The sequence below is a fragment of the Micromonospora mangrovicola genome (assembly GCF_047200535.1).
Classification (GTDB): Bacteria; Actinomycetota; Actinomycetes; order Mycobacteriales; family Micromonosporaceae; genus Micromonospora.
This window is the reverse complement of record NZ_JBJZOG010000013.1, coordinates 21,254-43,706: the sequence shown is the minus strand read 5'-3', so window position 1 is coordinate 43,706 and position 22,453 is coordinate 21,254. Positions and strand designations below refer to the sequence as shown.

General features: G+C 72.4%; 16 protein-coding genes. 6 read left to right on the top strand and 10 right to left on the bottom strand.

Going from position 1 to position 22,453, the window contains the following annotated elements:
* Nucleotides 1–55: 55 nt before the first annotated feature.
* The gene (locus ACL02O_RS08190; protein WP_412817367.1) at nt 56–2,173 is read right to left on the bottom strand and encodes a PhoX family protein; all 2,118 of its coding nucleotides are present in this window, start codon (nt 2,171–2,173) and stop codon (nt 56–58) included.
* 240 nt (nt 2,174–2,413) lie between these two features.
* Here ACL02O_RS08190 and ACL02O_RS08185 point away from each other — a divergent pair, with 240 nt between their 5' ends.
* Complete coding sequence (locus ACL02O_RS08185) at nt 2,414–2,908, top strand: sigma-70 family RNA polymerase sigma factor (RefSeq protein ID WP_412817424.1); 495 nt, start codon at nt 2,414–2,416, stop codon at nt 2,906–2,908.
* Complete coding sequence (locus ACL02O_RS08180; protein WP_412817366.1) at nt 2,905–3,594, top strand: anti-sigma factor family protein; 690 nt, start codon at nt 2,905–2,907, stop codon at nt 3,592–3,594. The genes ACL02O_RS08185 and ACL02O_RS08180 overlap by 4 nt, the downstream gene beginning before the upstream one ends.
* A 4-nt stretch (nt 3,595–3,598) precedes the next feature.
* Here the strand turns inward: ACL02O_RS08180 and rarD are convergent, their stop codons facing one another.
* The 4 genes from rarD to eccE form a co-directional block, all read right to left on the bottom strand.
* Nucleotides 3,599–4,525 (bottom strand): EamA family transporter RarD, encoded by a 927-nt coding sequence (gene rarD, locus ACL02O_RS08175; protein ID WP_412817365.1) that lies wholly within the window; start codon nt 4,523–4,525, stop codon nt 3,599–3,601.
* A complete protein-coding gene (locus tag ACL02O_RS08170) occupies nt 4,522–5,010 on the bottom strand; it encodes a GNAT family N-acetyltransferase (RefSeq protein WP_412817364.1) in 489 nt (162 codons plus the stop codon). Before ACL02O_RS08170 ends, rarD begins: the two co-directional genes overlap by 4 nt.
* Before the next feature lie 93 nt (nt 5,011–5,103).
* Nucleotides 5,104–5,490 (bottom strand): phage holin family protein, encoded by a 387-nt coding sequence (locus ACL02O_RS08165; protein ID WP_412817363.1) that lies wholly within the window; start codon nt 5,488–5,490, stop codon nt 5,104–5,106.
* A 51-nt stretch (nt 5,491–5,541) separates the two neighbouring features.
* Nucleotides 5,542–7,353, bottom strand: coding sequence for a type VII secretion protein EccE (gene eccE, locus ACL02O_RS08160; RefSeq protein ID WP_412817362.1), 1,812 nt, complete (start codon nt 7,351–7,353; stop codon nt 5,542–5,544).
* A 228-nt stretch (nt 7,354–7,581) separates the two neighbouring features.
* Between eccE and ACL02O_RS08155 the strand changes: the two genes are divergently transcribed.
* Together ACL02O_RS08155 and ACL02O_RS08150 are read left to right on the top strand one after the other, a co-directional pair.
* Nucleotides 7,582–7,899 (top strand): WXG100 family type VII secretion target, encoded by a 318-nt coding sequence (locus tag ACL02O_RS08155; RefSeq protein WP_412817361.1) that lies wholly within the window; start codon nt 7,582–7,584, stop codon nt 7,897–7,899.
* Nucleotides 7,900–7,918: 19 nt separating this feature from the next.
* A complete protein-coding gene (locus ACL02O_RS08150) occupies nt 7,919–8,212 on the top strand; it encodes a WXG100 family type VII secretion target (protein ID WP_412817360.1) in 294 nt (97 codons plus the stop codon).
* 73 nt (nt 8,213–8,285) lie between these two features.
* Here ACL02O_RS08150 and mycP read toward each other — a convergent pair whose 3' ends face one another.
* Nucleotides 8,286–9,494: a type VII secretion-associated serine protease mycosin gene (gene mycP, locus ACL02O_RS08145; protein ID WP_412817359.1), complete on the bottom strand. Its 1,209-nt coding sequence runs from the start codon at nt 9,492–9,494 to the stop codon at nt 8,286–8,288.
* A gap of 152 nt (nt 9,495–9,646) precedes the next feature.
* Between mycP and ACL02O_RS08140 the strand changes: the two genes are divergently transcribed.
* Nucleotides 9,647–12,754: an SseB family protein gene (locus ACL02O_RS08140; RefSeq protein WP_412817358.1), complete on the top strand. Its 3,108-nt coding sequence runs from the start codon at nt 9,647–9,649 to the stop codon at nt 12,752–12,754.
* Entirely contained in the window at nt 12,751–13,116 is a 366-nt protein-coding gene (locus ACL02O_RS08135) for a hypothetical protein (protein ID WP_412817357.1), read from the top strand. The genes ACL02O_RS08140 and ACL02O_RS08135 overlap by 4 nt, the downstream gene beginning before the upstream one ends.
* Nucleotide 13,117: 1 nt before the next feature.
* On the opposite strand, the gene ACL02O_RS08130 is transcribed toward ACL02O_RS08135, so the two are convergent.
* The 4 genes from ACL02O_RS08130 to ACL02O_RS08115 form a co-directional block, all read right to left on the bottom strand.
* Nucleotides 13,118–14,050 carry an alpha/beta fold hydrolase gene (locus tag ACL02O_RS08130; RefSeq protein WP_412817356.1) on the bottom strand — a complete coding sequence of 311 codons (933 nt, stop codon included), beginning with the start codon at nt 14,048–14,050 and terminating at the stop codon, nt 13,118–13,120.
* Nucleotides 14,051–14,223: 173 nt separating this feature from the next.
* Nucleotides 14,224–16,662 (bottom strand): immune inhibitor A domain-containing protein, encoded by a 2,439-nt coding sequence (locus ACL02O_RS08125; RefSeq protein ID WP_412817423.1) that lies wholly within the window; start codon nt 16,660–16,662, stop codon nt 14,224–14,226.
* A gap of 286 nt (nt 16,663–16,948) precedes the next feature.
* A complete protein-coding gene (locus tag ACL02O_RS08120) occupies nt 16,949–19,252 on the bottom strand; it encodes an immune inhibitor A domain-containing protein (RefSeq protein WP_412817355.1) in 2,304 nt (767 codons plus the stop codon).
* Between the two features lie 373 nt (nt 19,253–19,625).
* Nucleotides 19,626–22,409, bottom strand: coding sequence for an immune inhibitor A domain-containing protein (locus tag ACL02O_RS08115; protein ID WP_412817354.1), 2,784 nt, complete (start codon nt 22,407–22,409; stop codon nt 19,626–19,628).
* Nucleotides 22,410–22,453: the final 44 nt, after the last annotated feature.

Here is a 22,453-nt window from a genome sequence, read left to right as displayed (position 1 = left end):
CGGCGGGGGAAGGGGCCCTTCGGGGCGGTCCAGCGCCGAACCGCCAGGGGGAACGTCAGCTGCCGACCGGGCCGCCGTCGAGGCGCCAGGTGACCACCACGCCGGGCTTGGCGAAGTCGCCGTCCGGCCAGGTGGACGCCGGGTTCTCCACCGAGGCGCCGGTGATCTCGCCCGGGTGCTGCACGGCCACGAAGACCGACCGGTTGTCCCTGGTGATGAACGGGCCGCAGGTCTCCGCGCCGACCGGCACGGTGAGGAACTGCTTCAGGTGGCCCCGCTCGGGGCCCTCGATCGCGGTGGCGAAGAGGCCGTCGTTGCTGCCCAGCGCGTTGCCGTCGGTGGCGATCCAGAGGTTGCCGGTGGCGTCGAAGGCGACGTTGTCCGGGCAGGAGATCGGCGAGACCTTGGCCTTGTCGTACCCGGCGAAGTGGGTCGACGGGTCCGCCGGGTCGCCGCAGACGATCGGCAGCGACCAGGCGAACGTCTCCGACGTGTTGTCACCCCGGTCCTCGACCAGCTCCAGGATCTGCCCGTGCTTGTTCAGGTTGCGCGGGTTCGCCTCGTCGGCGGGGGCCTTGCCGGCCTTGCCCCGGTCGGTGTTGTTGGTCAACGCCACGTACACCTTGCCGGTGAGCTGGCTCGGCTCGACGTCCTCCGGCCGGTCCATCTTGGTCGCGCCGACCTTGTCGGCGGCGAGCCGGGTGAAGGTGAGCACGTCGGCGGCGGTCATCCCGTCGACGTACGACCGGTTGCCGCTGACCAGCCTGATCCACCGACCGCGGCCGTCGAACGCCCCGTCGGAGGGGAGCTGACCCGTGCCGTCGATCTCGCCGGCGCTGTTGCCGGTGAGGACGGCCGCGTAGAGCGTGCCGGACTCCAGCAGGGTGAGGTTGTGCTTGCGGGCCACCCACGAGTTGCCCGGCATGAACTTCTTGTCCGAGACGAACTTGTACAGATAGTCGAACCGTTCGTCGTCGCCCATGTAGGCCACCACGTGCCCGTTCTCCGCCACGATGACGTTGGCGCCCTCGTGCTTGAACCGGCCCAGCGCGGTGTGCTTGCGCGGCTTGCCGTCCGGGTCGAACGGGTCGATCTCGACGACCCAGCCGAACCGGTGCGCCTCGTTGGGATGCTTCGCCAGGTCGAAACGCTCGTCGGCGCGGTCCCACTTGCGGCTGCCGCTCGGGTAGCGCGCGTCGGTCGGGATGCCGTACCGGGCCAGCTTCGGCTTCAGCTCCTCGGGCGCGCCGTCGCCGCCGACGAAGTACTGGTTGAAGTTCTCCTCGCCGGAGAGCACCGTCCCCCACGGGGTGACCCCGCCGGCGCAGTTGTTCAGCGTGCCGACGACCGTGCGACCCTTCGGGTCGGCGGCGGTACGCAGCCAGGCCGAGCCGGCGGCCGGGCCGGTCAGCTCGAACGTCGTGGCCAGCGCGGTGACCCGCCGGTTGTACGGTCGCCGGCCGTGCCCGACCGGCCGCCACCGCCCGGTGCCGTCCACCCGCTCCAGTTCGACCACGGACATGCCGTGCGCGGCCATGGCCACCCGCAGCTGCTCCACCGAGAGCGCGTCCTGGCCGGTGAAGCCGGGGAACATCAGGTCCTCGTTGGTGTACTCGTGGTTGACCACGAGCAGTGCCCGCTTCCGGTCGATCGGCAGCACACCGACGAAGTCGTTGTTGAAGCCGAACTGCTTCGCCTGCGCGGCGGCGGTCTGACCGTGCAGGTCGAACGCGGGCGCGCCCGGCACCACCGGGTCGCCCCACTTGATGACGACGGCGTGGTCGTACCCGTTCGGCACGATCAGGGTGTCGAGCTTGTTCGGCGGGATCGGCTTGAAGGTCAGCGCACCGCTGCCCACCCCGCCGCCCGGGGCGGCCGCCGGCGCCACGGGGGCGGCCGGGGTGGCGGGCGCGGCGGCGGCCGGACCGGCTCCGGCCAGCGCGCCGGCGACGGTGCCGCCGAAGCCGAGCACGAGGGCGCCGACGGCACCCGCGCGGACCACGCCGCGGCGGGACACCTCGGCCTCGACGAGGTCCCCGAAGTACGGGTTGGCCGAGGTGTTCGGTACCGGGTGGTCGCAGGCGTTGCCGCACCGGTACTGGCAGGTCATCGCGTCGCGGGCGCCGTGCCGGGGGGTGCCGATCAGCGGCAGCGGCCGGGGACGTTCACTCATCGGGTGGAGCCTCCTGACTGGACGTCGGTGGCGCGCCCGGACTCCCGTGCGCGCGTACGGGTCGGACGCTGCCAGGGCCCGGTGAGCGAGTCCCGGCACGGGCGTGAACCGGACATGAACAGCTGCGGCGTGACCTGCGGCTGAACCGTTCGGTGTCACGGCACGTATGAATGGGCGAACGCATCGCTGGTCTCGCCGCCGGAAGCGAGGTACCCCGCCATCAGCGACCACGACGCCCAACTGCTGCGCGCGTTGCACGACGAGCACGCCGACGCGCTCTTCGCGCACGCCCTCCGGCTGGTCAACGGCGACCGGTCGCGTGCCGAGGACCTGGTGCAGGAGACGCTGCTCCGGGCCTGGCGGCACCCGGAGTCGCTGGACCCGCGGCGCGGTTCGGTCCGCGCCTGGCTCTTCACGACCGCCCGGAACCTGGCCATCGACGCCTGGCGGCGCCGGGCCGCCCGCGTCGGCGAGGTCTACACCGACGAACTGCCCGAACCTCCCGAGACGGTCGACGAAGCGGAGCGCGCGGTGGAGGCGTGGACCGTGGCCGAGGCGCTGAACCGGCTCAGCCCCACCCATCGTGAGGTGCTGGTCGAGTGCTTCTACCAGGGCCGGTCGGTGGCGGAGGCGGCCGCCCGGCTGGGCGTGCCGCCGGGCACCGTGAAGTCCCGCACCCACTACGCGCTGCGCTCACTACGGTTGGTCCTGGCCGAGATGGGGGTGACCGGATGACCCGCTGCGAGTTCGCGCACGACGACGGCGCGTACGTGCTGGGCGCCCTCGCCCCGGCCGAGCGGACCGCCTACGAGCGGCACCTGGCCGGCTGCGCGGCCTGCCGGGAGGCGGTGGCCGAGATCGCCGTCCTGCCCGGCCTGCTGGGCCGGCTCGACCCGGCGGGGCTGGAACAGTTCCTGGAGGTCGGCCCCGAGACCGCCCGGGTGCCCGCGCTGCTCGACGCCGCGCGCGAGCAGCGGCGCCGCGAGCGGACCCGGTCGCGCCGACGGTACGTGGCCACCGCGCTCGCCGCCGCCGTGCTCGCCGTGCTGGCCGGCCTCGGGGTGGCCCAGCTCCGGCCGCCGGCCGCCCCGCCGGCCCCGCAGGTGTCACTGGCCGCCATGCGCCCGGTGGCGGGTGCCGTGCCGGTGCACGCGGAGATCGCGTTGACCGACACCGGCTGGGGCACCGAGGTCACCATGCACTGCGGGTACGACCAGCGGGCCGGGCACCGCGAGGCGTACACCTTCCGGCTGGTGGCGCACGGCCCGGACGGCGCGACGGAGCAGATCGGCTCGTGGCTGGCCGCCCCCGGCGACGACGTCCGCCTCACCGGCGCGACCCACTTCACCCGCGGCGAGCTGGTCCGCCTGGAACTGCTCCGGGCCGACGACACCCCCGTACTCGCCTACGACCTCCGCTGAGGGGTCAGCGGGCCGGGACGGGAACCGGGGCGGCGGTCGCGCGGGCCGCGGCCCGGACACGGCGGGCCTGCCGAAGGGCGTCGATGGTGAAGATCGCCAGGGCGAGCCAGACCAGGGCGAAACCGGCCAGCCGGGCCGGCGGCATCGGCTCGTGGTAGATCAGCACCCCGCAGCCGAGCTGGAGGATCGGAGCCAGGTACTGGAGCATGCCGATGGTGGACAGCGGCAGCCGGTTCGCCGCCCCGGCGAAGAGCAGCAGCGGGATCGCGGTGGCCGCGCCGGCCAGCACCAGCAGCGCCGTGTGCCCGGCCGACACGTGGCCGAACGTCGACGCGCCACGCGTGGCCAGCCAGGCCAGGTAGGCCAGCGCGGGCAGCGCCAGCACCGCCGACTCGACGAAGAGTCCCTCCGCGGCCGGCAGCCCGAGCCGCTTCTTGACCAGCCCGTACCCGGCGAAGCTGAAGGCCAGGGTGAGCGCCAGGTAGGGCAGCCGGCCGTAGTCGACGGTCAACACCGCCACCGCCACGCCGCCGACGCCGAGCGCCACCCACTGCGCCGGGCGTAGCCGCTCGCGCAGCACGAACACCCCGAGCAGCACCGACACCAGCGGGTTGATGAAGTAGCCGAGGGCGGTCTCCACCACCCGGTCGGAGTTCACCCCGTAGATGTAGGTGCCCCAGTTGCCCGCGATGAGGGTGGCCGCCGCGGCGATGCCGGCCAGCGCGCGGGGTCGGCGGGCCAGCGCGCGCAGGAATCCGATGTTGCGCAGCGCGGCGAGCAGCAGGGCGACGAAGGCCACCGACCAGACGATCCGGTGGGCGAGGATCTCCACCGGCCCGGCCGGGCGGAGCAGCTTCAGGTAGATCGGGAAGAAACCCCAGAGGAGGTACGCGCCGAAGCCGTACAGGTAGCCGAGGCGGGTCTGGTTCACGCCTCCACCGTAAGGGGTGAGCCGGCCTGTTGCTCCTTTCCGGTGACTTGGGTCACCCGCTGATCGAGCTGCATCCAGTGCTCGGACACGACGGGCGTGAAGCCGACCTTGGCGTACACCCCGTGCGCGTCGAGGGTGGCCAGCAGGATCCGGCGTACGCCCAGCTCGGCCAGGTGGTCACGGACCGCGCCGGCGAGCCAGGTGCCCAGGCCGCGGCCCCGCGCGCCCGGGTCCACGTACACGTCGCAGAGCCACGCGAACGTGGCCCGGTCGGTGACCACCCGGGCCACGGCCACCTGCCGCCCGTCCCCGGGCCGGTAGATCCCGAAGCCGATCGAGCCGGCGAAGGCGCGCTCGACCGTGTCCCGGTCCCGCCCGAGCGCCCAGTACGCGTCGGTGGAGAGCCAGTGGTGCACCCGGTCCAGGTCGAGCCGGGTCGGGTCGGTGCTGAGCTGGTAGCCGTCCGGGCGGGTCACGGTGAACACCCGACCGACGCTAGTGCCGGTACCCGGGCTTCTCACCAGCCAATTCCCGCCCACTGGCCTGGCCGGCGGGCGGGAATCGGCGGGCGGGACGGATCAGTCGCGGTCGAGGACGGCGCCGAGAATCCAGGTCACGATGCCGACGAAGAGCGCGCCCAGTACCGCGGCGGGCCAGAAGCCGTCCACGTGGAACGCCAGCCCGGCCTGGCCGGCGATCCAGCTGGTCAGCAGGAAGAGCAGGCCGTTCACCACCAGCGCGATCAGGCCGAGGGTGAACAGGTAGAAGCCGCAGCCGACGGTCTTGATGATGGGCTGGAGCACGGCGTTCACCACGCCGAAGATCACCGCTACCAGCACCAGCGTGGTCACCGTCTCGGTGACCGACCCCGAGTCCAGCGAGATGCCCGGGATGAGCAGTGTGGCGAGCCAGAAGGCCACCGCCGTCGAGGCGAGCCGGATCAGAAGACCCTTCAGAAAACCCATGGCGGGGATCGTGCCATGCCAGGTCGACTCGCGGAACCCGTGTTGATCGGCTCAGCGGCGGTCGGGGCGACCGACCAGTTGCGACTCGATCGGTGTCGGGGAGAGCAGCGCCCAGCGCAGCGCCCGCCGGTTGACCACGGCGACCATGTCGTCCCGGATCCGAGTCAACCACTCCGCCGAGGCGCCGAGGCCCAGCGCCGCACCGGCCAGCACCGCCTCCTGCTGGCTCAACGGTTGCAGGATCGCCAGGTCGGCGCGGGCCAGGGCCGTCTTGTCCGCCGGGGTCAGCTCGTCCCGGACCACCAGGACGGCCTGCCAGGCCGCCGCCGGCCCGACCTCCGTCGGCCCTGGCCCGGCGTCGACCACCAGCAGCAGCGGTCGCAGCGGCGAACCCGGCGCACCGCCCACGGGGCGCCCGGGAGGGATCAGCGGCACCGCGCCGCCGGGCGCGCCCACCCCGCGGACGAACGGCTCCCACGCCCGGGGCCGGGCCGTCTGCACCATCACCCGCGCCCCGAGCGCCAGCGCACGCAGCGCCATGAGCTGGGCGGCGCGCACCCCGCCGACCAGCAGCAGCCGGGTCGGGCCGGGACCGAAGAGCCGTACCGTCACCGCGCCGCCGTGCCGGTTGGCCCCGACCATCAGCCCGGACTCGCCGACGGCCAGCTCCAGCGCGGCCAGCTCGGGGCCGGCGAACGCCGGGCCACCCGGCGTCACCGCCAGCGGCAGGGTGGCGGCCAGGCCGGTCAGGTGCTCACCGTCGAGACGGCGGACCTCCGCGCCCAGATCGCCGACGAGCCGGCGCAGCGCCCGGTCGGCGACCACCAGCTCCGCGCCGGTCCAGGCCGCGAGGCGTACGGTCAGGTCCGCCGGGACCAGCGCGCCGTCGGCGCCGGCGCGCGGGCCGACGCAGAGCGACACGGTAGTGGCGGTGGCCGGCAGCGCCAGCAGTCGGGGCACCAGCCGTCGACCCGCGTCGGTCCGCGGATCCGGCCACCGGCGCAGCCGGTAGGTGGCCTGGGTCAGCCCGCCCGCCGTGACGGCCGGCCAGGACTCGCGCACCGGCGCCCCGACGTCGTGGTGGGCCAGCTCGGCGATCACCCGCAGCGCCGCCGCCGCGCCGAGGGGGCGGCCGGTCAGCGGACCGAGCCGGCGGACGATCCGCCGGACCACGCCGGAGAGCGCCCGGCGCAGCTCCTCGTCCGACCAGCCGTCGACCCGGAGCGCCCGCACGGTGAGCACCGCCCGCGCCCGGCCGGCCAGCCTGCCGTCGGTGAGCTGGCGGTACGACGTGCCGGCGGTGCCGGCTCCGGCCGCCGGCGCGGGGGCGGGCGAGGCCGAGAGCAGGAGCTGGATCCGCACCGGCGGGCTCTCCGGGCCGGGCGGTGGCAGCAGGGAGAGCGGTGCGGGCAGGCTGCGCGGGCCGTCGCCGAGCAGGTCGCCGGGGTCACCGACCTCGAGCAGCGCGGTGATCCCGGCGGCGTCGTGCAGCACGGCGGCCGGGTTGCCGGCCAGCTCGGCGGGGTGCGCCGACGTCCCCGCGGCCACCAGCTCCAGCAGCGCGGCCGGATCCGAGGTGGCCGGGAGGCCCCGCCGCCGGGTCAGCTGCCCGAGGCCGACCAGCAGCCACTCGTAGAGCCACCGGCCGCGCCAGCGCACCCAGGCTCCGGGCAGCAGCAGGATCGCCAGCAGCAGGGCGGCCGCGGTCACCGCCACGCCCCGACCGGCGGCCGCGACCAGCGCGGCGACCGCGACCTGTGCGGCCACCACCTGCCCGGCCCGTACGCCCGACGGGCGGCGGACCGTCCGTGGTGGCGGGTGGGGAGTCGCCGGTGCCGCCCGGTCCGTCGTGGTCGCCGTCACCGCGCCTCCTCCGCAGCCGTCGGGTGACCTTGTCGTGGCTCATCGTAAGACTTCGTTGTCCACAGAGGAGGCCGGGGGCTAGCAGAACCGCATTCGGACCGCTACCGTCAGCGACGAGTTCTGCCGGGCGCGCCCGTCCCCTCCCCCCGATCCGGCTCCGCGCTCCGGCGAGTCCACGGTGGTCGTTTCGCCGACCAGCCACGACCGAGGAGACGAGGTGACGTCCGGGTGTCCCAGACCCAGGCAGAAGCCGCGGTGATGCAGCAGACCGCCGCGAAGTTCGAGCAGGTGGACCAGTCGTTACAGACCATGCTCAGCGGCCTGATGGCCGAGCTGGAGTTGTTGCAGCAGGCCTGGCGAGGCGCCGGCGGGCGGTCGTTCGAGCAGGTCAAGCAGCAGTGGGCGCAGGACCAGGCGGCGTTGCAGCGCGCCCTGCGGGAGACCGCGACCGCGATCCGCACCGCCGGCCGGCAGTACGACGTCTCGGACACCGACGCCGCCACCCGGGTGGGTGGCACCCACCGCGGCATCCAGCTGCCGCTCTGACCCAGGAAGGACGGACCCGATGGACCACGGTGTGCTGGTCGTGAACTTCGCCGCGCTGCAGCAGGCCGGCGCGGACATCCAGAAGGCGCTGAACACCCTCGACAGCCAGCTCGGGCAGCTCGAGCGGGACGCCGCCCCGCTGGTGGCGAGCTGGTCCGGCGACGCTCGCGAGGCGTACGAGCAGCGGCAGGCCCGGTGGCGGGCCGCCGCGCAGGACCTCCATGCCATGCTGCGTGACATCAAGCTGGCGGTGGAGGACTCCGCCGCCGACTATCTCGACACCGAGAAGCGGAACGCGAACCTGTTCCACTGAACATCGCGGTGGCGGCGGCCCGGCCACCCACCCGGACCGCCGCGCTCCCGCCCTGCCCGAGCGGGTGAGTCGATCAGGAAGCGGGGTCGGCCGGGCGCCAGCGGCGCCGGGCACCCCGGGGCAGCACCAGGGCGAGCAGCGCGACCACTGTGGCCGCCGTGCCGGCCGCGCCCGCCACCAGCAGCGCCCGGTCCCGGGCCGCCGCCCGTCGGGTCCCCTGCGCCGCCGCGACCGGGTCGGGCAGGGCCGCCGGCAGCGCGGTTCTCCGCGCCGGCCGCGCCGCCACCGGCCCGGGCGACTCGGTGACCGCCCGGTACGGGTTCAGCACCCCGGCGCCGTACCCGTCGCCGCCTCCCGACGCCGGGTCGGTGCCGGCCACGATCCGGCGGGCCACCTCGGCGGCGCTCAGTTCGGGGCGATACTGGCGCAGCAGCGCCGCGGTGGCGGCCACGAACGGCGTCGCGTAGCTCGTCCCCTCCGCCCGGCGGTGGCCCTGCCCGGGCGCGGCCATCAGCACATCGCCGCCGGGGGCGACCAGGTCCACGTACGGGCCGGTCTGGGAGAACGGCGAGCGGATGCCGTCCGCCCCGATCGCGCCCACCCCGAGCACCCTGTCGTACGCGGCCGGGTACGGCCGGGGGTCGCCGCTGTCGTGCAGGTTGCCGGCGGCAGCCACCACGACCACGTTCCGGCGTGCCGCGTAGGCGATCGCGGCCCGGACCGCCGGGTTGTCCGCGTACAGCACCACGGAGAGGTTGAGCACGTCGGCCTCGTGGTCCACCGCCCAGCGGACGGCCCGGGCGAAGCCCGCCGCGTCCACCGTGCGCCCCGACTCCCGCCCCTGGACGACCTGCTGCTCACTGACCCGTACGGGCAGGATGCGGGCACCCGGGGCCAGGCCGCGGAACGCCACGCCAGGGCGGGCGGTCGCCGCGATGATGCTCGCCACCCCGGTGCCGTGCCCGGCGCAGTCCCGGGTGCCGTCACCGCCCGGGTCGAGGAAGTCGGCGCCGCCGAGCACCCGCCCGGCCAGCTGCGGGTGGGTGCGGTCCACGCCCGAGTCGATCACCGCTACGACCACCCCGGCGCCGTCGGCGAGCGGGGTCAGCCGGTCCGGCGCGTACCGTTGCTGCGGCCACGGGGTCGCCGTCACGATGCGGGCCGGCGCGGGTGGCGAAGCGCACCCCGACGGCGCGCGGGCCGCCGCCGGTGCGGCCGGCAGCGCGGCGGTGAGGGCGGTGACCAGCACGGCCAGGACCGGGCGCGCGGTGGGCCGGGACATCGACCGCCTCCGTAACGTGTCGGCTCCGGAACGGGATGTTAGCGCCTTGTTCGAAGGCCGGTGGACCGGCGATGGCCAGCCATTGTGATCTTGCTACCACCTTGTAGGTTGTAGGCGATGCCTGTGGCCTGTGCGCGGAAGGAGAGGTGGCCGTGACCGGATGGGAGCCGGCCACCGAGGCCGAGGTGGCGATGCGGGATGCGCTGCGTGCCCAGGATCAGCAGCTCTATTTCCGCATCCTGACCAGGGTCGATCTGCTGCTGCCGGTCGCCGGCCAGACGCGCGCCGGTCAGGCGCCGGCGGGCTGGGGGACCTGGACGACCGGCGGCCGGACGCACATCCTGGCATTCACGTCCGTCACCGCGATGCGGGCCTGCCTGGGAGAGAACGCCGGCGTCACCCGCCGCGTCCGGTACGCCGACCTGGCCGCCGGCTGGCCCAACCACGAGTGGTGGCTCGCGGTCAATCCGGGCCTGCCGATCGAGGGCTACCTGCCCGCCTGGTTCGTGGCCCAGCTCTCCCGGGGCGACGTTCGGCTGCCGGGCCGGACCATGGGGGCCCGTGCCCGGCTGGAACGGGTGGAGAACGCTGCCCGGGCCGCCGCCGGAGCCACCGCGCCGGCCGCCCCCGCCGGGCGGGTGCCGGACCCGCCGGTCGATCCGGCGACCGGGCCCTTTCCGACCGCCTCGGGCGCGCCGGCCCGTACCCCGGCCGAGTCGCCGGTGCCGCCGATCCCCCGCCGCCCGGAGCCGGCGAACGGGCACCTCACCGCAGACCGCCCCGGGCGGCTCGGCACCCTGGGCACCGGAGGGGGTGTGGCCCCGGACCGGTGGCCGGGCCGGACCGCCGCGGGCGGCCCCGCCCATCGTGCTGGCGTCGTCCCGCCCGCCGAACGGGCCGCCGCCGACCGGCCAGGCCCGGGGCCGGAGCCCACCCCGGACGGCCCCGCCGGCTGGGGCAGCGACCTGCGGCGGCACCCGGACGGGCCGGACCCCTTCAACGGTGCCGGTCGTCCCGGTACGCCCGGCAGCCGGCCCGTCCCGCCCGCGCCGCCCCCGGCCCGGTCGTTCTTCGAACCGGCCTCGGGCCGGTCCGCCCGGCGTCCGTCGCCGCTGGAGCAGCCGCAGCGGACCGGCGAACGAGCCGCCCCGCCGTCCCGCTTCGCCCAGGGCAGTCAACCGTTCCCGCGTCGCCGGCCGCTGAACGAGCCGGTTCCGGAGGATTCCACCCGGGCGTTTCCCATGGACGCCGCCGAGACCACGCAGGCGGTCGGTGGTGCGGGCCGTCCGGAGGCGCCGCCCCGGCCCTTCCGCCCCGCGCCGCCCCCGCGCCGGTCCGAAAAGGCGACCCAGGCGCTGCCCCGCCGCCGCCCCCACCCCGCCGAAGCGGACGAGGACGAGCGCACCCAGCCGATCCCGACCGGGGACCCGGCGGCCGCCGTCGCGGCCGAGGCGGAGGAGCTGCCCCCGTCGATCGCCGAACCCGTGTCCGGGCCGCCCGCGACGCGCCGGGGCTTCTCGCCGATCGTCATCGAGGGCACCATCGTCGAGTCCCGGGACCTCAGCGAGCCGCAGGAGGCACCCCCGACCCGCTCGGGATCAGCTCCGGGCCCGGTGGTGCCCGAGCCGTACGCGGTGCCCACCGTTCCCGCGGCCAGCTCGGCGATGGCGACCGCGACGGCGCCGCCGGCATATCGGACGGAGGACGAGGGACCGGCCGCGCCCTGGGCCGGCCCGGCCGAACCCACCGTGCCGCTCGATGTCGACCCGGCGGCCGGCGGCAGCCGGGTCGAGCCGTCCGGTGCCGGACCGGCCGAGCGGATCGCTCCGGTGGCCGTGGAGACCTCGGACGAGCCGGCGGCGCCGTCCGGACCGGCTGCCGCCGACGGCCCGCGCGGCGGGCGGACCGGATCGTTCTTCGAGCCGGTCGCGCCACCCGTCGAACCGACCGTGCCGCTGTTCGGTGGGGCCGCGCCGGCGGACCGGTCCCCAGGGGAGCCGGTCGCCCCGGCCGGCGAGCGGACCGAGGCGCCCGCCGCGCCGGCGGAGCAAGCCACCACGACCGCGCCACCCGCCTGGACCGCGCCGCCCACGGCGGCGACCCAGCCGACCGCACCGGCCGATCCGACCGCACCGGCCGATCCGGCCGCTGGCGCACCGGCCGCTGGCGCACCGGCCGCTGGCGCACCGGCCGCCGGCGCACCGGCCGCCGGCCCGGCCGCACGTGCCGAAGCCGGCCCGGCCGTACCCGAGGACGCCGGCCCGGCCACGCCGGCTCCGGCACCGACCGACTTCGTGCCAGCGAACGAGGTGGAGGAGGAACTGCTCGGCGCCGCGGGCAGCGGCAGCACCGACGGTTTCCTCTCCACCCTGCTGCTGGCCCGGGTGCTGCTACCGACCGCAGCCGATTCCGCAGCCGGGAGCCGGCCAGGGGATCCCGGCTTCGTCTGGCGCACCGAGCAGCTCGACGGCGGGACGTACGTGGTGGTCTACACCTCGCCGGAGCTGCTGGCCGCCCGCCCCGACGGGCCGGTCGACACCGTACGCGTCAAGTTCGTCCAGCTCATCCGGCGCTGGCCGGACGAGAACTGGTCGTTCGCGGTGAACCCGGGCACTCCGGTCGGCGCGACGTACCCCGGCGAGCAGGTGCTCGCCCTGGCCAACTGGGCCGCCGAGGTGGGGCTCGGCGACGACCCGGAGGGCGAGCCCGAGCCGCCCGCCGCGGAGGCGACCTCGGCGACGGAGACCCGGCCCGCCCCACCGCCGGCCGCCGCGACCCGTCCGGTGACCATGCAGAAGGCGATCGCCCCGAGTCAGCTCGCCTACTACCTGGACCGCGGCTACGACCGGGTGTCGGGCTTCGTGCACCGCGCCAACGAGGTGGGCCACCTCAACACCCCGGCCGAGCTGTACGACGCGCTCGGCCTCGGCCACCCCGACTCGCCGTTCTCGCGGGACGCCGAGGAAATCTACGTGTTGCGCTGGCCGGCGTACCGGCCGAGCCTCTACCGGATCCCGTACGGCGGCCAGAACGAGGCCGCGATGCGGGCCATGGAGGGCTGGGTCATCGAGCGTCCGCCGTTCCGGGGCAACGGCTTCGCGCCGGGGGAGAGCAGCGACGTGGTCGCCGAGTTCAAGGTGGACAGCGCCCGGTTGCCGCACGGCGCGCAGCTGTGCCGGATCGGCGCGGACGGCACCGAGCGGGTGATCGCCGTCCTGGACACCGATGCGCTCCTCTGGCGACAGGTCGGCGCGTCGTGAGCCGGGACGGCTACGTGGCCCGCTGGCAGGGCCGGGACTATCAGGCCAGCCCAGACGGCGACGACGTCCGCCTCTACCAGCCGGAACCGGGCGAGGGCTTCGAGGAGGCCCGCACCGGCCGGTACGTGCGGGTGGTGCCGGCCGGCGAGGTGGAGAACCTGGCGTACGTCCGGACCACCTGCACCTGGCAGGGGCAGCCGTTCATCGTGCTGGCCGAGCACGAGGGCTGGTTGCGGGTGGAGTACACCGGCGGTCGCTGGCCGGTCGCCCGGGCGATGGGCCTGGAAGCCTTCGACTTCGGTGTCTACCAGGGCTGGGCGCCCGCCAACGAGGTCGTCGACCTGCGCGAGAAACGGGTCTGAGTCAGGACTTGGCCCAGCGCAGGACCTCGCCGAGCACCACGTCCCGGGCCTCCACGTGCGGGAAATGGCCGACCCCGTCCAGCAGCCGCCACTCGTATGGCGCGCTGACGTAGCGGCCGGAGCCCTGGGCGGTCCGCGGCAGGGAGGCCTCGTCCAGCGCGCCGTGCAACTGGAGGGTCGGGGTGACCAGCGGCTTCTGCATCAGCTTGACGAAGCGGTAGCCGTGCAGCCGCAGCACCGACCGGAACGCCCAGCGGTAGCCCTCCATGGCGCAGAAGGCGGCCTGCGGGATCTGCATGGCGACCCGGCAGCACCGGGCGTACGCCTCGAACTCCGGGCTGGCCACCCAGCGCGGCCCGCCCCAGCGGCGCAGGATCGCCGCCACCTCGGCGGCGTCGTCCCGGGTCAGCACGTGCTCGTAGCGGGGAAGCTGGAACTTCAGCGTCCTGGTGGCGGCGGCGAACTGGCCGCGCGGGTCGGCGAAGATGGCCGCCCGCAGCCGGAGCGGGTGCGGGGCTCCGAGCACCACCAGCCGGCGGACCAGGGTGGGGTGAAACGAGGCGGCGGTCCACGCGATCAGGCCACCGGACCCGGTGCCGACCAGGGTCGCCGACCGTTCGCCGAGGGCGCGGATCAGCCCGGCCACGTCCGCGGCGAGGGTGTAGCCGTCGTACCCCCGGGGTGGCTTGTCGCTCGCGCCGTACCCGCGCAGGTCGACCGCGACCGCCCGGAATCCCGCGTCGGCGACCGCCGGCAGCATCTCCTTCCAGGCGTACCAGTACTCCGGAAAGCCGTGCAGGAAGAGCACCATCGGGCCGGTGCCGGCCTCGACGACGTGGAAGCGGCTGCCGTTGGCGCCGACGAACCGGTGCGTCCACGGCCCCTCGGGGAGGACGCAGGACTCGTCGACGGGTCCGCCGCGCTGGTCGGTCATGGGCACAGCCTAGGGCCGGCAATCCGCCGCCGGCCCCGCAGGTGGCGAGGATCAGGGGATTCTCCGGGACGGCCCCGGTCCGGCCCGGTTCCCGCTGGGAGGTGTCCGGGAAAGGGCGATGCCCGGGCAGGTGACCTGCCCGGGCATCGCGTGGTGTCGCAGTGATCGGCGGCTCAGGAGATGCGGACCTTCATGGAGGTGCCGTTCTGCTCCAGGACGCGGATCTTGACGCCGACGGCCGGCAGCTTGACGCCGTGGTTCGGCAGCTCCGGGTACCAGTACTGCTTGGTGTCGTCGAACAGCGGCTGCGCGGCCTGGCCACGGATGTACTGCGGCTGGCTGTTGATGTGCAGCGTGAACGAGTCGGCCTTCTTCAGGCTGAACGGCGCGTCGTAGACCTGGACGCGGGCCCGCCAGGCGGCGCCGGTCAGGTTGTAGATCGGCCGCGGGTGCGCATCGATGATCATGTTGCGACCCTCACCCGGGTGCCCGAACCTGCCGGTGTCGTTGTCCGCCCACCGCAGGTTCCAGTAGGAGATCAGCAGACCCTGCTGGTACGCGTAGTGGTCCACGTAGTCCGGCCGGGTGTTCGCGTAGCCGAAGTAGTACGGACCGGTCTTCAGGTACTGGTCGTACGAGACGTACGACCGGTTGCCGGCGATGTAGTAGTTGTCGAAGTCACGGGTGTAGGTCGCGGCCACGATGGCGAAGCCGCCGAGCGTCCAGTCACCCGCGCCCGCCTCCGCGCCGTCGGAGAAGACGGTCGACCCGTCGGCGGTCACGGCGATCGCGTCACCGTAGAAGCCACCGGCGGAGACACCACCGTCGGTGACGTAGTGCAGCCGGAACTGCACCGTCTTGCCGGCGAGGGAGTCCAGCGGGATGTCGACGTCGACCCACTGGTCGTCGCTGGAACCGTCCAGGGCGAAGCGCCCGGGCGAGATCTCCTTGAGCGCCTTGCCGTTGGCCGTGCCCGGCAGCGCCGACCAGGTCTGGCCACCGTCGACGGAGGCCTCGAAGAAGAGGTAGTCGTAGTCCTCTTCGATGTTGTAGCGACCCTTCATGGTGAACGCGGCGCTGCTCTTCCCGGTGAGGTCGATGGTCCGCGTCATCGTGGTGTTCAGGTCGTCCTCGTTGCCCGAGAAGAACTGCTTCCCACCCTCGAACGGCGCCCCGTTGTCGAAGGTGTAGGTCCGCTTCGGCAGCACGACGACCGCGCCCTGCGCCTTGCTGGAGTTGTACTCCTGCGGGCCCAGCTTGAGGGTGCGCTTCTGGCCGGCCACGACGACCTCGTAGTCGAGCCAGCCGAGCTGGAGCTTGTTCCAGGCGCCGAGGTCGCCGCCGCGCTCGCCGATGCCGCCGTCGTTCTTGGCGCCGAGCCGGCTCTGGGCCATCAGGGTCCAGTGCTCGTTGTTGTTGTCCCCACCACTGGTGACGTTGTAGTCGTCCGGCAGACCGAGGTCGTGGCCGTACTCGTGGTAGAAGACGCTGCGGCCACCGTTCTCCGGCTGGATGGTGTAGTCGCCGATCCAGACGCCGGTGTTGCCGATCTGGGTGCCGCCGGCCGGGAAGTCCGCCGGGCCGGTGTTGCCCTGGTCGGACGCGTAGGCGTACCAGCGGTGGCTCCAGATGGCGTCCTCACCCTGGTTCGGGTCACCGTCGGCCTCGTCGCCGCCGGCGTGGACGATCTGGAAGTGGTCGATGTAGCCGTCCGGCTCGTTGAAGTTGCCGTCGCCGTCGTAGTCGTACCGGTCCCACTGGTCCATCGACCTGACGTCGGCGGCGATCTGCGCGTCGGTTCTGCCGGCGGCCTTCTGGTCGGCGACCCACTGGTTGGCGGCGTCGCGGACCAGCGCCCAGGTGTTGGTGCAGACGTTGCTGCCGCACACGGCCGGGTCGTCGCCGTTGGCGTCCGTCGGGTCGTCGCCCGAGCGGCCGTACCGGGCCTCGTTGTACCTGACCTTGACCCAGTCGGTGACCTCGCCGTCGACGGTGTACCGGCCGGAGGACTGCGCCTCGTAGTACTGCTTCAGCGACTCGTCCCCGGGGGCGGTGCCGAAGTAGAGCTTCCGGTAGTGGTCGGCGTCGTAGTTCGGCTGCCAGACGGTGGAGTTGTCCACCGCCCGGTTGGGCTGCGGGATCTCGTTGTTGAGCGGGCCGTCGAACCGGGCCGGGCCCGGGGTCTCCGGGTCCGTGTCCTGGTCCGGGTAGGACGGGTGCCGCTCGTTGCCGAACTCGGCGAGGATCACGAAGATCCGGTCGGTCCGTTCGCGGGAGAGCTCGACGTACTGGTCCTTGACCGGGCCCTTGCCGGCCCTGGTGCTCTTGGCGGACCGGCCGGCCGCGGCGCCCTCGGCCGCGGTCTCACCGACCTTGACGACCGTGCTGCCGTTGATCTGCTGCGGCTTGGCCCGGCCGGACAGGACCTCGCTCAGGCCCTCCTGACGCAGCGCCCGCCGCTTGGTCTCGAGCGGGTTGGGCAGGTCGTGATCAGTCTGCGCGGGCTCGGCTACCGACGGTGCGGACGGCGGCAGCTTCGGCGTCGGCGCGGCACTGGCGGCCGTGCCCGCCACCAGTCCCGTCGCCGTCAACGAAAGCCCGAGCAGACCCACTGCGACTTTGCGCACGTGGATACCTCCGGTGTGAGGGAACCGGCCCAACGGGGGTACGGGCCGGTGGAGACGTCCCACTAGTGGGACCAATGGTGAAGATAGACAGTCCCGTGACGTGTGGGAAGACGGCTGCGTCGATTTGTAGCTACTTTTTGTTGGGAACGTTCCTCACCGTCACATCCGGCTCGGTCAATCGGTCGGGATGAGCAGGGCGAATGCCCCCGGGATACGCGAAAGGGGCCGGTGGCGTCGCCGCCACCGGCCCCTTCCGGTTGGTGCTACCCGATCAGTTGGTGACCTTGACGATCATGTCGCTGTCCGGGGTGGTGCCCTGCTGGAGGATCTCGATGGTGGTGCCGGTGCCGGCCACCTTCACCGAGTTCCAGGAGTTGCCCGCAGTCCAGTACTTGCCGATCCCCTTGTCGCTGAAGATCGGGTTCGGCTCGAGCTCTGGCACGGTGACCGCCACGCCGTTCTTGTGGAAGGTCTGCGCCGGCTTGGTGTACAGGCTGAACGTCGCGTCGTAGCCGTTGCGCCGGTTGGCGATGACGCCCTGGCCGCCGACGTTGATCTTGTCCGGGCGGACGTCAACCGGGAGGTTGAGGCCGTAGCCCGGGTGCTGCGAGGTGTTGTTGTCGCCGTACGCGTAGTTCACGTACCAGACCAGCATGCCGGGCTGGTTCGAGAAGTGCTCGACGAAGTCCGGCCGGGTGTTGCCCCAACCGAAGTTGTACGGGCCGGTCCGCAGCGTGTCGTCGTAACCGAACCAGGTCCGGTTCTCGGCGATGTAGAAGCGGGGGTAGGTGTCGGTGACCGAGCCGGTCATCCGGGTCCAGCCCTTCGCGGTCCACTCCGCGGCCAGGGTCTCCGCGTCGTCGGTCCACGCGACGGTGCCGTTCTTGGTCAGCTGGATGTTGTCCAGGAACGGACCGGCGAAGTGCACCCCGCCGTCGGTGGCGTAGCGGTAACGGAACAGCACCGTCTGGCCGGCGAACGCCGACAGGTCGTAGGCCGAGTCGACCCACGCGCCGTTGCTGGAGCCGTCGATGCCGCTCTTGCCCGTGCCGACCAGGTTGTTCTTCAGGTCGGCCCAGGTGGCGCCGCCGTCCGTCGACACCTCGGCGTAGAGGTAGTCGTAGTCGGTCTCGATGTCGTACTGCAGCTTGGAGCTGATCGACGCGGTGGTCGCGCCGGTCAGGTCCAGGGTGCGGGTCAGCGTGGTGTTCAGGTCGTCCGCGCTGCCGCCCCACCACTCGTACGACCCGCCGAACGGCGTGTTGTAGTTCGTGGTCTGCGTCTGCGAGGGCAGGTTGACGATGACCGCCTGGGCCTTCGGCCCGTCGCTGTCACCGGCCGGCCCGAGGGTCACCTGGGTGCTGCCCTTGCCGTACTCGACCGTGCTGTAGTTCAGCCAGCCCAGGTAGAGCTTCGACCACGGGTCCATGTAACCCGGGGTCTCGCCGATGTTGTCCTTGCCGTGGTTCAGCCACGAACCGGACGACATCAGCGTCCAGAAGCCCGTGCCGTTGTCGCCACCCGCGGTGTCGTACAGGTCCGGCAGACCGAGGTCGTGGCCGTACTCGTGGGTGAAGACACCGAGGCCACCGTTCTCCGGCTCCGTGGTGTAGTCACGGATCCACATCCCGGTGTCGCCGATCTGCACACCGCCCGCGAGGTTGCCGGCCGGGCCGGCCTTGCCCTCGAGGTTGGTGAACGCCGCCCAACGGTGCGACCAGATGGCGTCGTCGCCCTGGGCACCGCCGCCGGCCTCCTCGCCCTCACCGGCGTGCACCGCCTGGAAGTGGTCGATGTAGCCGTCGGGCTCGTTGAAGTTGCCGTCGCCGTCGTAGTCGTACCGGTCCCACACATCGAACTGGGCCAGGTAGTCCTTGATCTGCTGCGGCGTCTTCCCGGCCTGGATCTGGGCGTCATACCAGGACGTGGCGCTGTCCTTGACGAAGTTCCAGTAGCCGTTGGCCTGGGAGATGTTGTTGCTGCCGTACCGAGCCTCGTTGTACGGCACGGTGACCCAGTCGCTGACGTCACCGTTGACGGTGTACCGGCCGCCGGACTGCTTGAGGTAGAAGTCCCGGAACGACTCGCCCTCACCGTAGAACATGTCCATGTAGTGCGCCCGGTCGAAGTTGGGCGACCACAGGGTGCTGTTGTTGTCGGTGGGGCTACCGTCCCAGTTCCGGTCCGGCTCGGGGATCTGGTTGACCACCGGGCCGGCGGTGCCGCCGGTACGCGGGTCGGTCTGGTCGCCGAAGTTGACCAGCATCGTGAAGATGGGGTCGGTCTTCGGCGCCTGCTGGTACTCGACGAACAGGTCGTCCTTTACCTGGATGACCTTCGAGCCGTTGCGCGTCTGAAGCTTGGCCTTGCCCTTCAGCAGGTCGTTGATTGCCTGCTTCTTGAGCTCCCGCTGCTGATCCGCCTTGGGATCGGGCAGGCTGTCCTTGCCGTGCTTCGCCTTGTCGACGCCGGGGGTTGGCTCCGCCGCCGAAGCGGCGCCCGGTGCCGTGACGACACCGGCTGCCAGCAGCGCGGCCGCGGCCGTGGCCAGGCCCGCTGTGACTCGTCTCCTCAAAGGTCCTCCTCCTTTGTGGATCTGTTACATGACAGGGACAGCTACAGCTATCGCTGTCATGTCATGCGTCACTCACAATGACAGAGGTTTGCATCGTTGTCACCGGTCAATCACCGGAAACATGGCCCTTCTTTCGTGAACAAATGCGGACCAAAGGGCGCAGTGGCGGAGCGGCTGCTCACATTACGTTTCGGCCACGATCACCGGCAGTGACGGTGATTATGAGGCCCCCCAAGGGGAGCGTCGGCGGCTGAGAAAATGTCACACGGATTCTGGAAGAAATCTGTGTGCGCGTAAGACGACGGGGCCCGTCCGGAGCAGTGTGCTCCAGACGGGCCCCGCCGTGTGTCCCGACGTGCGCCGGCTGGTCAGATCACGGCATCGCCGAGGTCACGTACACCGTGGCGTACGAGTTGTCGTCGGCGGCCCGCTTGATGGTGATCGAGACGCCGTACGCGACGCCCTGGTCGCCCGGGTTGCCCGAACCCAGCACGGTGAACCCGAGGTCGGTGCCGTACAGGCCGGTCGCCGGGGAGCCGTCCGGGTTGGTGATCCGGGTGGTGTAGGGCGCGTTGCCCTGCGACGGGATGACCACCGAGGCGTCGCCGTCCCGAGCAAAGAGCCGCCCGTCGCGGAATTCGATGCCCGGGTACCAGCCCTTGGCGTCGGTGAAGGTCGCCACCGGCGCCTGGGCACCGAAGTTGGTGCAGTACTCGCTGTACGGCTCGTCCGCCGCCTCCAGGCACTCCTTGAAGGGGTACGTGGAGTTCAGCGAGAAGGCCGCGTTCGAGGACTGCGGACGGCTCGGCAGGTTGTCGAGCGTCGACGGGTCCTTCACGGCCGCCTCACCCTGCCGGCGCAGCGGCTCGTTGTGCGCGTCGACGATCAGCAGACCGCCCTTGGCGCCGTAGCTGGGCAGCGACGTGGACTGCGCGGTGACGTGGTTGACGTTGCCCAGCGCGGTGTCCCGGTACCAGACCAGCATGCCCGGGGCGTTGTAGGAGATCCGGTCGACCTTCCACGCCTCGTGCGAGTACACCGTGTCGTACGCGTACTTCAGGCCCCGGTCGAAGCCGTCGAAGTTACGCCACTCGGCCAGGTAGTAGTGCGCCTTGACCTGGGTGCCCGAGTCCATGTGCCAGCCGGCGCCGGTGCTGTCCGTCCAGGTGCCGCCGGTCTGGGTCCAGCCGTTCGCGCCGCCCTCGACGTCGTCGCTCCAGGTGGTGGCGCCGCCGCCGGTGACCGAGAAGTCGTCGGCGAACCAGCCGCGCTCCAGGAAGCCGGCGTCGGTGGCGTAGCGCAGCCGCAGCTGCACCGTCTGCCCGGCGTACGCCGACAGGTCGACCCAGTCGTGCCGCCAGCCGTGGCTGTCGCCGGTCAGGCCGTACTTCTTGCCGCCGTAGTCGCCCATCCGGCCGTTCGGGTCGGAGTAGCCGTCGTTGGTGCTGACCAGGTTGCCCGCCTCGTCGCGCACCTTCAGCTCGGACCAGTTGGCCCCGTCGGTGGAGACCTCGACGAAGCCGTAGTCCCAGTCCTGCTCGATGACGTAGTTGTTCCACATCCAGAATTTGGCGTCCGCGGCGTTCGGGACGGTGACCGTCCGGCTCAGCTTGACGTCGGCCCAGTCCTGGTCGGCGCCGGAGTACCACATGTTGGCGCCGCTGTGCGGGTCGGCCAGGTTGATCACCTTGTTCGGCAGGTTGACCTTGATGCCGTCCTTGGTGCCGACCGGGGTGTTGGAGCTCTGCCCGAGCTGCACGGAGCGGGCGTCGTCCCCCGGGTTGACGGTCAGCGGGTCGGCCCAACCGAGCACCCACTTGTCCCACAGGCCCATGTTGGTCGGCATCGCCTGGAAGATCTCACCGGAGTGCGAGCCCGAGGCCATCAGGTCCCAGAAGTCGACGTCCGAGTCGGCGTTGCCGGAGGTGTCGTAGAGGTCCGGCAGGCCGAGGTCGTGGCCGAACTCGTGAGCGAAGACGCCGACCCCGGCGTCCTCCGGCTGCACGATGTAGTTCGACACCTTCAGCTGGGTGCCGGGGATCGTGTAGCCGCCGGCCACCGCCGACGAGTGCGCCCAGATCGTGTAGACGCCCAGGTCGCCGCCGCCACGGGACTTGCCCTGGTTGGCGTGCACCAGCACCAGGTGGTCGATGACGCCGTCCGGCTCGTTGTAGTTGCCGTCGCCGTCCCGGTCGCCCTGGTCCTCGATGTCGTAGTCGGCCCACGGGAAGTTCGGGTCCATCTTGGCCAGCGCGTCGATCGCGTCGGTGGCCAGCCGGCCCGCGCCGAGCGGGTTGTCCGGGTGCCCGTTCATCGACTGCATCGCGCCCGCGACCCAGTTGCCGTCGGCGTCCTGGAAGCACCGGGACGCCCCGTACCAGGCCTCCGAGTGCGGCACGGTGATCCAGGGGCTGGCCTGGCCGTCCACCGTGTACGCGCCCTTGGACATCTCCAGGTACATGTTGTGCATGGTGCGCCCGGAGATGTCGATGCCGGCCTGGCCGTCCGGCCCGGTCAGGTCCTTGCGGACCCGCTCGGTGATGCCCTCCTTGGTGTAGAGCATCTTGTCGAAGTGCTCCGGCGAGAAGTCCGGCACCCACATGGAGTTGTTGTCCAGGTGGGGCAGCGACGCCGGGTCGGGGATGGTGTTGTGCTTCGGCCCGTTCTGCACGGTGCCGAGGACGCAGCTCCGGTCCTCGAAGACCGTCTTGGGGACGTACACGTCGCTGAAGTCGTCGTTTGCCTGGTCGTTGAACTCCACCAGCAGGGTGAGCAGCTTGGCGGTCTGCGTGCCCTTGGCCTGCTTGATCTGGCGCGGGTTCTTCCCGGTCTTGATCGCCTTGGCCTCGAGCTTGGCGAGTTCGCGGGCGGTCACCGGGTTGCCGGTGGCGAACTTGTGGTCGTAGGCCGTGGCCTTGTCCAGCTGCGCGCCGTAGACGCCGCCCGCGCCCTTGACCTCCTTGCCGTTGGTGTCCGGCTGTACCGCCGGCTCGGCGTAGTTGATGTAGTACTCGTCCGACCCGATGGTGGCGCGGGCGGGACCGGACTCCTGGGCCGCCGCGCTGCCCGTCACGGTCAGCGACGTGGCCGCGAGGGCGATGGCAGGCAGCGCGACGAGTAGGCGTCGGCGTGACCCGGACTGCGGAAATGTGTTCATGCCGCTCCTCGTGGGGCATGGGGAAGGAGAACCGTCCGGTCGTG

Excerpts from the sequence above, each read along its gene's own strand:
- ACL02O_RS08190 (WP_412817367.1), bottom strand. The coding sequence starts at position 2,173 with ATGAGTGAACGTCCCCGGCCGCTGCCGCTGATCGGCACCCCCCGGCAC.
- ACL02O_RS08150 (WP_412817360.1), top strand. The coding sequence starts at position 7,919 with ATGGACCACGGTGTGCTGGTCGTGAACTTCGCCGCGCTGCAGCAGGCC.
- ACL02O_RS08130 (WP_412817356.1), bottom strand. The coding sequence starts at position 14,050 with ATGACCGACCAGCGCGGCGGACCCGTCGACGAGTCCTGCGTCCTCCCC.
- ACL02O_RS08180 (WP_412817366.1), top strand. The coding sequence starts at position 2,905 with ATGACCCGCTGCGAGTTCGCGCACGACGACGGCGCGTACGTGCTGGGC.
- ACL02O_RS08165 (WP_412817363.1), bottom strand. The coding sequence starts at position 5,490 with ATGGGTTTTCTGAAGGGTCTTCTGATCCGGCTCGCCTCGACGGCGGTG.
- mycP (WP_412817359.1), bottom strand. The coding sequence starts at position 9,494 with ATGTCCCGGCCCACCGCGCGCCCGGTCCTGGCCGTGCTGGTCACCGCC.
- ACL02O_RS08115 (WP_412817354.1), bottom strand. The coding sequence starts at position 22,409 with ATGAACACATTTCCGCAGTCCGGGTCACGCCGACGCCTACTCGTCGCG.